The following is an 11,040-nucleotide window of genomic DNA, read 5'->3' on the forward strand; positions in this document are numbered from 1 at the left end:
TCCGTGATGTTGTGTCGTGCTTATTGTTCGGTTCGCTTTTGCGAGAATGAACTTACTATATGACAGGAATTTTATTGCGGAAATTGATATATTCACAACGTCACGTTGCATTTTATGAAATACAAAACCGGGGAGTACGCGCCGTGGATTTACGCGATCTGAAAACCTTTCTGCATCTGGCGGAAAGCCGCCATTTTGGCCGCAGCGCGCGGGCCATGCACGTCAGCCCGTCGACGCTTTCGCGCCAGATCCAGCGCCTGGAAGAGGACCTCGGCCAGCCGCTGTTCGTGCGAGATAATCGCACGGTGACCCTGACCGAAGCCGGGGAAGAGTTACGCACCTTTGCCCAGCAGACTTTACTGCAGTATCAGCAGCTTCGCCACGCCATCGATCAGCAGGGCCCTTCGCTCTCCGGCGAGCTTCACATCTTCTGCTCTGTCACCGCCGCCTATAGCCATCTGCCGCCGATCCTCGACCGCTTTCGCGCCGCGCATCCCTCGGTAGAGATCAAGCTGTCGACCGGCGACGCCGCCGACGCCATGGAGAAGGTGGTCACCGGCGAAGCCGACCTGGCGATTGCCGGTAAACCGGAGACCCTGCCAGGGTCGGTGGCGTTTTCGATGCTGGAGAACCTCGCCGTGGTGTTAATTGCCCCGGCCCTTCCCTGCCCGGTGCGCAACCAGGTGACCGTCGAGCGTCCGGACTGGTCGACAGTGCCGTTTATCATGGCTGATCAGGGGCCGGTACGTCGACGCATCGAGCTGTGGTTTCGACGGCATAAAATCAGCAATCCGTCGATCTACGCCACCGTCGGGGGCCACGAAGCGATGGTGTCGATGGTCGCCCTGGGATGCGGCGTGGCGCTGCTGCCGGAGGTGGTGCTGGAGAACAGTCCGGAGCCGGTACGCAACAGGGTGATGATTCTGGAGCGCAGCGATGAGCAAACCCCGTTCGAGCTCGGCGTTTGCGCACAAAAAAAGCGGCTGCATGAGCCGCTTATTGATGCTTTCTGGAAAATCCTGCCGAACCACTAGCCCGCGAGGAAAAAGCGGAATGCCGGGTTATGGGTCTCATCGTGACACTCATAGCCCAGCTCATTGAGACGAGTTTCAAAGTCCGGCTCGTGCTCGCCCAGCTCGAAGGCCGCCAAAACCCGACCATAGTCGGTGCCGTGGCTACGGTAGTGGAACAGCGAAATATTCCAGTGGGTGCCAAGGGTGTGCAGGAACTTCAGCAGCGCCCCCGGGGACTCTGGAAATTCGAAGCTGAACAGCCGCTCCTGCAGCGCTTTGGACGGTCGGCCGCCAACCATATAGCGCACATGGAGCTTGGCCATTTCGTCATCGGAAAGGTCAACGACGCTGTAGCCGCCATCGTTCAGTAACTGGAGGATCTCTTTCCGCTCCTCCAGCCCACGACTCAGACGCACCCCCACAAAGATGCAAGCGTCTTTGGCATCGGCAAAGCGGTAGTTGAACTCGGTCACCGAACGCCCCCCCAGCAGCTGGCAAAACTTCAGAAAGCTGCCTTTCTCTTCCGGGATCGTCACCGCCAGCAGCGCTTCGCGCTGTTCCCCGAGCTCGCAGCGTTCAGACACGTAGCGCAGACCGTGGAAGTTGACGTTGGCCCCGGACAGAATGTGAGCCAGTCGCTCGCCGCGAATATTGTGCTGGGCGACATATTTCTTCATCCCCGCCAGCGCCAGGGCGCCGGAAGGCTCTGCCACCGCCCGCACATCTTCGAACAAATCCTTCATCGCCGCGCAAATAGCGTCGCTGTCGACGGTGATGATGTCGTCCAGATACTCCTGGCACAGACGGAAGGTTTCATCGCCGATGCGTTTGACCGCCACGCCTTCGGCAAACAAGCCGACACGCGGCAGATCCACCGGATGACCGGCATCCAGCGCCGCCTTCAGGCAGGCCGAATCTTCCGCTTCCACCGCTATCACTTTAATCTGCGGCATCAGTTGCTTGATCAACACCGCCACGCCTGCCGCCAGGCCGCCGCCGCCCACCGGGACGAACACGCGGTCGATGTGGGCATCCTGCTGCAGCAGCTCCAGCGCCAGGGTTCCCTGACCGGCGATGACCATCGGGTGATCGAACGGCGGCACCCAGGTAAAGCCCTGCTGCTGCGCCAGCTCAATCGCTCTCGCCTTCGCTTCGTCAAAATTGGCGCCATGCAGCAACACTTCGCCGCCAAAGCCGCGAACGGCATCCACTTTGATGTCGGCGGTCGCTACCGGCATCACGATCAGCGCCTTAACGCCCAGCCGCGATGCGGAGAACGCCACGCCCTGGGCATGATTGCCCGCCGAGGCGGTGATCACCCCGTGGGATTTCTGTTCCGCGGTCAGGCTGGACATCATCGCGTAGGCGCCGCGCAGCTTAAAGCTGTGTACCGGTTGGCGATCTTCGCGCTTCACCAGAATAACGTTATCCAGGCGAGAAGAGAGTTTGTCCATTTTTTGCAGCGGCGTTTTCTGCACCGCTTCATAAACCGGCGCGCGCAGCACTGCTCTCAGGTATTCGGCGCCCTCGGGGGCGCCGGAGAGGGGTTGTGAATCCGCCATGATTAGCCACCCAGTTTCGATTTATCGCGAACCGCGCCTTTGTCAGCGCTGGTCGCCAGGCTGGCGTAGGCGCGAAGGGCAAAGGAGACCTGACGCTGGCGATGCTTCGGCGTCCACGCCTGGTCGCCACGCGCTTCCTGGGCTTCACGACGCGCCGCAATTTCCGCATCGCTCAGCTGCAGCTGGATGCTGCGGTTCGGAATATCAATCGCGATCATGTCGCCATCTTCAATGAGCGCAATGTTGCCGCCGCTCGCCGCTTCCGGTGAGACATGACCGATAGAGAGCCCTGAGGTGCCGCCGGAGAAACGGCCATCGGTGATCAGCGCGCAGGCTTTGCCCAGCCCCATCGACTTCAGGAAGCTGGTGGGGTAAAGCATCTCCTGCATCCCCGGCCCGCCTTTCGGCCCTTCGTAGCGGATCACCACGACGTCGCCTTCAACGACTTTGCCGCCGAGGATGGCCTCAACCGCATCATCCTGGCTCTCATATACTTTCGCCGGACCGGTAAATTTCAGGATGCTGTCGTCCACGCCGGCGGTTTTCACGATACAACCGTTTTCCGCGAAATTGCCGTACAGCACCGCCAGGCCGCCGTCCTTGCTGTAAGCGTGTTCCAGAGAACGGATACAGCCTTCGGCGCGATCGTCATCCAGCGTATCCCAGCGGCAGTCTTGCGAGAACGCCTGGGTGGTACGGATGCCCGCCGGGCCGGCGCGGAACATCTTTTTCACCGCATCGTCCTGAGTCACCATCACATCGTACTGTTCCAGGGTCTGCGGCAGCGTCAGGCCGAGGACGTTTTTAACCTCGCGATTCAGCAGCCCGGCGCGGTCCAGCTCGCCCAGAATGCCCAGCACGCCGCCGGCGCGATGCACATCTTCCATATGGTATTTCTGCGTGCTCGGCGCCACCTTACACAGCTGCGGCACTTTGCGGGAGAGCTTATCGATATCGCTCATGGTGAAATCGATTTCAGCTTCCTGCGCCGCCGCCAGCAGGTGCAGAACGGTGTTGGTGGAACCGCCCATGGCGATATCCAGCGTCATGGCGTTCTCAAAGGCCGCCTTGCTGGCGATATTGCGCGGCAGCGCGGAAGCGTCATCCTGCTCGTAATAGCGTTTGGTCAGCTCAACGATACGTTTCCCGGCGTTAAGGAACAGCTCCTTACGATCGGCGTGGGTCGCCAGCAGAGAGCCGTTACCCGGCTGCGACAGGCCCAGCGCTTCGGTCAGGCAGTTCATGGAGTTGGCGGTAAACATCCCGGAACAGGAGCCGCAGGTCGGACAGGCGGAGCGTTCCACCTGATTACTCTGCTCGTCGGACACTTTCGGATCCGCCCCCTGGATCATCGCATCCACCAGGTCGAGCTTGATGATTTTATCTGACAGCTTGGTTTTCCCGGCTTCCATTGGGCCGCCGGACACAAAGATCACCGGAATGTTCAGGCGCAGGGAAGCCATCAACATCCCCGGGGTGATTTTGTCGCAGTTGGAGATACAGACCATCGCATCCGCACAGTGGGCGTTAACCATGTACTCCACCGAGTCGGCAATCAGCTCGCGGGATGGCAGTGAATAGAGCATACCCCCGTGGCCCATGGCGATCCCATCATCCACTGCGATGGTGTTGAATTCTTTGGCCACGCCACCGGCGGCTTCAATCTGCTCGGCAACCAGTTTGCCGAGATCGCGCAGGTGCACGTGCCCGGGAACAAACTGGGTAAAGGAGTTAACGACGGCGATAATCGGTTTGCCGAAATCGGCATCGGTCATCCCGGTTGCGCGCCACAACGCGCGGGCGCCCGCCATATTGCGGCCATGTGTGGTGGTGGCGGAACGGTACTTAGGCATGCTCTTTTTACTCCCATCTGTGTTTATTAAATGGGACGGTGCGTGCCGTCCCATTTTTAATTACTTACTTACCGGATCCAACCAGCCCCATTTGTCTTCTGTTTCACCGGTGAAGAGGCCAAAGAAGGCTTCCTGAATGCGTTTGGTAACCGGACCGCGACGGCCTGCGCCGACCTGGATGCCATCCACGCTGCGTACCGGGGTGATTTCCGCCGCGGTGCCGGACATGAAGACTTCATCCGCCAGGTACAGGGATTCACGGGACAATACCTGCTCGCGGACTTCAATACCGAGATCTTTCGCCAGCTTGATGATGGCGTCGCGGGTAATGCCCGGCAGCGCGGAAGAGGTAAACGGCGGGGTGAACAGCACGCCGTCCTTCACTTCAAACAGGTTTTCGCCTGCGCCTTCCGAGATATAGCCGTTAACATCGAGGGCGATACCCTCCTGGTAGCCATGGCGACGCGCTTCGCTGCCAACCAGCAGCGAGGAGAGATAGTTGCCGCCGGCTTTCGCCGCCGTCGGGATGGTGTTCGGCGCCGCGCGATTCCAGGAAGAGACCATTGCATCGATCCCCTGCTCCAGCGCTTCTGCGCCGAGGTAGGCTCCCCACGGGAACGCCGCGATGATCACGTCAGTGTTGTAACCCGGAGGCGGGTTTACCCCCATGCCGACATCGCCAACAAACACCAGCGGGCGGATATAAGCGCTGGTCAGATTATTGGTGCGAATGACTTCGCGGCAGGCTTCCATTAGTTCGTCGACGCTCTGGGAGACCGGGAAACGATAAATTTTGGCTGAATCATGCAGACGCTGCATATGTTCGCGATGACGGAACACCACCGGGCCTTTGTGCGAGTCATAGCAACGGATGCCTTCGAATACCGAGGTGCCATAGTGCAGCGCATGGGACATCACATGAACTTTCGCTTCGCCCCACGGAACCATCTCGCCATTGAACCAGATGTAATCAGCTTTTTTCGTCGTCATTTTTCTTCCTTTGCGCTCAGGCGCGGATTTGTTGTGATGTGGGTTGCTGGATCTCGACGCAGGCAACGTCGACCAGTTTGCTTAATTGACTAAACAGTAATTCGACGGGCCGCGGGCTGGCAACGGTCAATTCGATATTTATGTTCTGTGCGTCCGCCGCGGTTTCCATGTTCATTGCGCAGATTTGGAAACCACGGTGGCGGACAACGCGCAGCACGCGCTCTAAGGTTTCCGGGTTGAAACGTGCCTGTAAAGCGACCTGATGTTGCATCATGATAATTTCTCCAGCATTTCAGAGTTACTGGCGCCGGGCGGCACCAACGGCCAGACATTCTCAAGTTCGTCGATTGAGACATGAAGCAGGTATGGCCCCTGGCTCGAAAGCATGGTGTCGAGTGCCGCTTCAACCTGGTCTTTACGGGTGATGTGTTGGCCAGGAATACCGAAGGCGCTGGCCAGCGTGAGGAAATCAGGGTTATCAGTCAGAGTGGTTTCGCTATAACGTTCCTGGAAAAACAGCTGCTGCCATTGTCGAACCATCCCTAACCGCTGGTTGTCGAGTAATACGATCTTCAGCGGTAACTGCTTGCGTTTAACGGTGCCCAGTTCCTGCACATTCATCATGAAGGAGCCGTCACCGGAGATACAGATCACTGTATCGTTAGGGCGCGCCACCTGGGCGCCAACGGCGGCCGGCAGGCCAAAGCCCATGGTGCCTAAGCCGCTGGAGGTGATGAAGTTTTCCGGGCGGGTATAGGTCATATGCTGAGCCGACCACATCTGATGCTGGCCAACGTCGGTTGTCACCACGCTGTCCGCCGGCTTGCGGTCGGAAAGCTGTTTCAGCAACAGCGGCGCGTAGATTGCCTCACCGGGATGATCGTAACGCCACGCGTGATCGGCACGCAGCGCGGCACTCCGCTCGCGCCAGCCATCGATAGCTAACGGCTGCTGCAGCGCCGGCAGCAAGCGGTTCAGGTCGCCGGTCAGACCGATGTGCGCCTGGCGCAGCTTGTTCAGCTCCGCCGGATCGATGTCCATATGGATCACTTTGGCATGCGGCGCGAAGGTATTGAGCTTGCCGGTCACGCGATCGTCAAAGCGCGCGCCGACGGCGATCAGCAGATCGCACTCCTGTACCGCCAGGTTGGCCGCCTTGGTGCCGTGCATTCCCAGCATGCCGAGATAATACGGGTAATCGGCGTCCACCACGCCCAGCCCTTTCAGAGTGCAGGTCGCCGGCATCCGGGTTACGGCGAGGAATTCACGCAGCGCCGGTACCGCCTGCGCCATGCCGACCCCGCCGCCAACATACAGCATCGGTTGCTGCGATTGGGCCAGCATCTGCAGAGCCTGAGCCACTTCCGCCTGCGGAAATGCCATCTCATCGGCGACCGTAGAGAAATGGGGATCGAGATCGCCCTGCGCCATCTGAATATCCTTAGGGATATCAACCAGCACCGGGCCTGGACGGCCTGAGTTTGCCACCTGGAAAGCTTCAGCAATGACCCGCGGCAGCTCGTCCAGAGACTGCACGAGGAAACTGTGCTTAGTACAGGCCAGTGACAAACCGAGAACGTCTACTTCCTGAAACGCATCCGTGCCGATGAAGGGCGCGGCCACCTGGCCGGTGATGGCGACAATGGGGATGGAGTCAAGCAAAGCGTCCGCCAGGCCGGTGATCAGATTGGTCGCGCCCGGGCCGGAGGTGGCGATACACACTCCGGTTTTACCGGTTGCTCGCGCATAACCAATGGCCGCCATGGCTGCCCCTTGCTCATGCCGGCACAGCAGGTGCTCCACGCCGCCGTCATACAGTGCATCGTAAACCGGCATAATTGCGCCACCCGGATAGCCAAAAACGGTGTCGACCCCCTGTGTCCGCAAAGCATGTACCACCCACTGCGCGCCATTCATAGTTAGTTCCCCGCCATAAATCGGGAGAAACAGAATTTTATGCTAAAAGTCATCATCTGCTCCTCGCTTAGGTTATTTCAGTTATAAAAAAACCCCCGGACCTTTCGGTGCGGGGGTCTTAGTTCGTTAAGGCTTGATTCTTAAGCCTTTCCTCGTCCAAGTGCAGCCCCGCACGGTGGGATAATAATCACCACCACGCTAATCACGACCAGGCTAATCACTCGTAGAAGGGCTGTCATTTTCTGTACTTTCTGGCTTCTTGTTCGAAGGAATACCTAAAGAGGTACCACAGACATCACATAAAACACAAGATTTTTTTATATCTCCGTTGCTGAGCAGCCTAACAGTTTCGACAAAAATAATTGTTTTATATGAAAAAAATGAGAAATGAAAAAAATTCAGTTTTCTCTCGCCTGACGCGCGCTTTTGCGCGTGCCTTTCCCACGCCACTCTCTTTTGCGAGCGAAATTCCATTTTCGGCTAAATGTAACGATATAGCGCGAAAAGTATGGATTTATGGTCCTAAATTCTCACTATTACCGCTCCCGTTTTACCACAGGTCAGCCATAATCCTGCCTGGTACAGGAGGTTTTATGTCGCTCGCCATCGTCTATACTCGCGCGGCGCTCGGTATCGAAGCGCCATTGATTACTGTCGAGGTTCATCTCAGCAACGGTCTGCCCGGCCTGACTATGGTCGGACTGCCGGAGACTACCGTGAAAGAGGCCCGTGACCGGGTCCGTAGCGCCCTGATCAACAGCGGCTACGCTTTCCCTGCGAAGAAAATAACCATTAACCTGGCGCCAGCGGATCTACCTAAAGAGGGCGGACGATACGATCTGCCTATCGCTCTCGCGCTTCTCGTCGCCTCAGAGCAGCTCAATACGACGCGACTGAATCACTATGAGTTTGTGGGCGAACTCGCCCTCACAGGTGGGTTACGTGGCGTTCCAGGGGCGATCCCCAGCGCAATGGAGGCCATCAAAGCCGGCCGGCGTATCGTCGTCTCCGCTGATAATGCGGCTGAGGTCGGCCTGATCGGCGGCAGCGATTGCCTGGTCGCCGACCATCTGCAGGAGGTGTGCGCTTTTCTCGCGGGGCAGACATCGCTTTCACCGCCTCTTGCCGAGGCACCCATTGTTGATGAACGCGGCGAAGATTTGCGCGATGTTATCGGCCAGCAGCAGGGAAAACGAGCGCTGGAGATTGTGGCCGCCGGGGGTCACAACCTGCTCCTGATAGGCCCGCCCGGCACCGGGAAAACCATGCTTGCCAGCCGGCTACCCGGTCTCCTGCCGCCATTAAGCAATCAGGAAGCACTGGAGAGCACCGCCATTCAGAGCCTGGTCAATCTGCATACCGCGAAGACCCGGTGGCGTCAGAGGCCGTTTCGCGCGCCTCACCATAGCGCCTCGCTGGCAGCGATGGTGGGCGGCGGCTCAATACCGGTCCCCGGTGAGATTTCCCTGGCCCATAATGGCGTGCTGTTTCTTGATGAACTGCCTGAGTTTGAGCGGCGTGTACTGGATGCGCTGCGCGAACCCATTGAGTCAGGCAAGATCCACATATCACGCTCGCGCGCCAAAATTGACTATCCGGCGCGCTTTCAGCTTATCGCGGCGATGAACCCAAGCCCGACAGGGCATTATCAGGGCAAACATAATCGTACATCGCCTGAGCAGACATTACGTTATCTGGGACGTCTGTCAGGCCCCTTCCTTGACCGCTTCGATCTCTCCTTAGAGATCCCGCTGCCGCCGCCAGGGATACTGAGCCAGGGCACGCAGGGCGAAGAGTCTAGCGCAACGGTCCGGCAGCGGGTGCTGGCGGCGCGCGAACGGCAAATGCTCAGGCAAAATAAGCTCAATGCTCATCTTGAGAATCGTGAAATGAAGAGCTGCTGCCACTTACGGCGGGAGGACGCTGTCTGGCTGGAACAGACGCTAACGCAGTTGGGGCTCTCTATTCGAGCCTGGCAGCGTCTGTTAAAGGTGGCGAGAACCATTGCCGATCTGGCAGAGGCTGAAGAGATTGAACGCCGTCATTTGCAGGAGGCGCTCAGCTATCGGGCGATAGACCGGATGCTAAACCATCTGCAGAAAATGATGGCGTAAAAAAAGGGCTTACGCCCTTTTTTCTTAGTCATCGCTTTCGGTGTAATCGTCAGCGCCTTCCATCTGCGGTTTGCCGCCGGAAAGGGTATGGAAACGCTTCGGCCGCTTGATGCGCGCCATATACTTAATCCATACGCGTTCTGCTTCCGTTACCGGCTCACGCTCACCACGGCACACCGAGACAAACTGTTTTTCATCATCGGTAACAGGTTCGCGTTTACCCAGTTCCAGTTCGTTAAAGGCATAACCATGACGTTCCAGCAGTTGCGCCTCTTTGATGGTGAAATCACCGTGACGGGAGAACCCGCGTGGATAATTTTTATTGTCGAAAAAACGATTAGTCGTCGTAAAGCTTTCCGCCATCCTACACGCTCCTGATTCTTTGGCCGAGCTATTTATGGCGCGGAGTATTAGTTACGCTTGACAGAGCGTCAAACAAAACATTTAAATCATCACGACAAATAATTTTGTGGAGAACGGTGTGGATACGGAATTGCTCAAGACTTTCCTGGAAGTGAGCAGAACTCGTCACTTTGGGCGAGCAGCAGAGGCGCTTTACCTGACGCAGTCAGCGGTCAGCTTTCGTATTCGTCAGCTGGAAAATCAACTTGGTGTGAACCTGTTCACCCGACATCGTAATAACATTCGCCTGACGACGGCCGGAGAAAAGCTCCTGCCTTACGCCGAAACGTTAATGAATACCTGGCAGGCTGCGCGCAAGGAGGTCGCACACTCTTCGCGACATAATGAATTCTCCATCGGAGCCAGCGCCTCGCTGTGGGAATGCATGCTTAACGGCTGGCTCGGCACCCTCTACAGCGCACCTTACAATCTCCAGTTTGAAGCGCGTATCGCACAGCGGCAGTCGCTGGTTAAACAGCTTCATGAACGCCAGTTGGATCTGCTGATCACCACCGAATCGCCGAAGATGGATGAATTAAGCAGCCAGCTGTTGGGTAATTTTACCCTTGCCTTGTATTGCGCATCGCCTGCAAAAAACAGAAATGAATTGAATTACTTGCGCCTTGAATGGGGGCCTGATTTTCAGCAAAACGAAGTGGGTCTGATAGGAAGCGATGATGTTCCGCTGCTCACGACCTCTTCAGCTGAATTGATCTACCAGCAATTATCACGCCTGAACGGCTGCTGTTGGCTACCTGTTCGCTGGGCCAAAGAGAAGCATGGGTTACATACGGTCATGGACAGCGCTACGCTTTCCCGCCCACTCTATGCGATCTGGTTACAAAATAGCGATAAGCAGGCGCAGATCCACGAGATCCTGAAAAGCCCTATCCTGGAATAAGCGGTACTCTCCATGGACGGAGAGAAGCAAGGTATTTTGAACAGGGATATTGCAGATGGAGAGTAGAGATAAAAAAAATCCTTTGCCTGAGCAAAGGATTCTTATAAATGGCAGGGGCGGAGAGACTCGAACTCCCAACACCCGGTTTTGGAGACCGGTGCTCTACCAATTGAACTACGCCCCTAAATTTTTCTTACCACTAAGCCTGCTATCTGAGCAGGCTTAATGTTAAATAAGTGGCGGAACGGACGGGACTCGAACCCGCGACCCCCTGCGTGACAGGCAGGT

The 11,040-nt window shown here is 57.3% G+C and carries 10 protein-coding genes and 1 tRNA gene; 3 read left to right on the top strand and 8 right to left on the bottom strand.

What is annotated here, in order from left to right; all coding sequences use genetic code 11:
- Positions 1–143 precede the first annotated feature (143 nt).
- Positions 144–1,034, top strand: a complete 891-nt coding sequence (ilvY, locus tag ABLU95_RS25745; RefSeq protein ID WP_012543253.1) for an HTH-type transcriptional activator IlvY — start codon at positions 144–146, stop codon at positions 1,032–1,034.
- Here the strand turns inward: ilvY and ilvA are convergent.
- From ilvA to ilvL, 6 genes are all read right to left on the bottom strand, one after another.
- Positions 1,031–2,575 carry a threonine ammonia-lyase, biosynthetic gene (gene ilvA / locus ABLU95_RS25750; RefSeq protein ID WP_017899412.1) on the bottom strand — a complete coding sequence of 515 codons (1,545 nt, stop codon included), beginning with the start codon at positions 2,573–2,575 and terminating at the stop codon, positions 1,031–1,033. The genes ilvY and ilvA overlap by 4 nt on opposite strands.
- A gap of 2 nt (positions 2,576–2,577) precedes the next feature.
- Positions 2,578–4,428 (bottom strand): dihydroxy-acid dehydratase, encoded by a 1,851-nt coding sequence (gene ilvD / locus ABLU95_RS25755; RefSeq protein WP_023291545.1) that lies wholly within the window; start codon positions 4,426–4,428, stop codon positions 2,578–2,580.
- A 60-nt stretch (positions 4,429–4,488) separates the two neighbouring features.
- Positions 4,489–5,418: a branched-chain-amino-acid transaminase gene (ilvE, locus tag ABLU95_RS25760; protein ID WP_002883171.1), complete on the bottom strand. Its 930-nt coding sequence runs from the start codon at positions 5,416–5,418 to the stop codon at positions 4,489–4,491.
- Positions 5,419–5,434: 16 nt separating this feature from the next.
- Positions 5,435–5,692 (bottom strand): acetolactate synthase 2 small subunit, encoded by a 258-nt coding sequence (ilvM, locus tag ABLU95_RS25765; RefSeq protein WP_004886870.1) that lies wholly within the window; start codon positions 5,690–5,692, stop codon positions 5,435–5,437.
- Entirely contained in the window at positions 5,689–7,335 is a 1,647-nt protein-coding gene (gene ilvG / locus ABLU95_RS25770) for an acetolactate synthase 2 catalytic subunit (RefSeq protein WP_023291544.1), read from the bottom strand. Before ilvG ends, ilvM begins: the two co-directional genes overlap by 4 nt.
- A 140-nt stretch (positions 7,336–7,475) precedes the next feature.
- Positions 7,476–7,574 carry an ilv operon leader peptide gene (ilvL, locus tag ABLU95_RS25775; protein WP_001311244.1) on the bottom strand — a complete coding sequence of 33 codons (99 nt, stop codon included), beginning with the start codon at positions 7,572–7,574 and terminating at the stop codon, positions 7,476–7,478.
- A gap of 354 nt (positions 7,575–7,928) precedes the next feature.
- Between ilvL and ABLU95_RS25780 the strand changes: the two genes are divergently transcribed.
- Entirely contained in the window at positions 7,929–9,449 is a 1,521-nt protein-coding gene (locus ABLU95_RS25780; RefSeq protein WP_032454493.1) for a YifB family Mg chelatase-like AAA ATPase, read from the top strand.
- A gap of 24 nt (positions 9,450–9,473) precedes the next feature.
- On the opposite strand, the gene ABLU95_RS25785 is transcribed toward ABLU95_RS25780, so the two are convergent.
- On the bottom strand, positions 9,474–9,812 hold the full coding sequence (locus tag ABLU95_RS25785) for a DUF413 domain-containing protein (RefSeq protein ID WP_004886877.1): 339 nt from the start codon (positions 9,810–9,812) through the stop codon (positions 9,474–9,476).
- A 118-nt stretch (positions 9,813–9,930) separates the two neighbouring features.
- On the opposite strand from ABLU95_RS25785, the gene hdfR reads away from it, so the two are divergent.
- Positions 9,931–10,752, top strand: a complete 822-nt coding sequence (gene hdfR / locus ABLU95_RS25790; protein WP_023291542.1) for an HTH-type transcriptional regulator HdfR — start codon at positions 9,931–9,933, stop codon at positions 10,750–10,752.
- 108 nt (positions 10,753–10,860) lie between these two features.
- On the opposite strand, the gene ABLU95_RS25795 is transcribed toward hdfR, so the two are convergent.
- Positions 10,861–10,936, bottom strand: a tRNA-Trp gene (locus ABLU95_RS25795).
- Between the last annotated feature and the right edge of the window lie 104 nt (positions 10,937–11,040).

Source organism: Klebsiella sp. GG_Kp146, assembly GCF_040061975.1.
Lineage (GTDB): Bacteria > Pseudomonadota > Gammaproteobacteria > Enterobacterales > Enterobacteriaceae > Klebsiella > Klebsiella quasipneumoniae.

Coding starts and splice junctions, on each gene's coding strand:
- ilvA (WP_017899412.1), bottom strand. CDS start 2,575: ATGGCGGATTCACAACCCCTCTCCGGCGCCCCCGAGGGCGCCGAATAC.
- ilvD (WP_023291545.1), bottom strand. CDS start 4,428: ATGCCTAAGTACCGTTCCGCCACCACCACACATGGCCGCAATATGGCG.
- ilvE (WP_002883171.1), bottom strand. CDS start 5,418: ATGACGACGAAAAAAGCTGATTACATCTGGTTCAATGGCGAGATGGTT.
- ilvM (WP_004886870.1), bottom strand. CDS start 5,692: ATGATGCAACATCAGGTCGCTTTACAGGCACGTTTCAACCCGGAAACC.
- ilvG (WP_023291544.1), bottom strand. CDS start 7,335: ATGAATGGCGCGCAGTGGGTGGTACATGCTTTGCGGACACAGGGGGTC.
- ilvL (WP_001311244.1), bottom strand. CDS start 7,574: ATGACAGCCCTTCTACGAGTGATTAGCCTGGTCGTGATTAGCGTGGTG.
- ABLU95_RS25780 (WP_032454493.1), top strand. CDS start 7,929: ATGTCGCTCGCCATCGTCTATACTCGCGCGGCGCTCGGTATCGAAGCG.
- ABLU95_RS25785 (WP_004886877.1), bottom strand. CDS start 9,812: ATGGCGGAAAGCTTTACGACGACTAATCGTTTTTTCGACAATAAAAAT.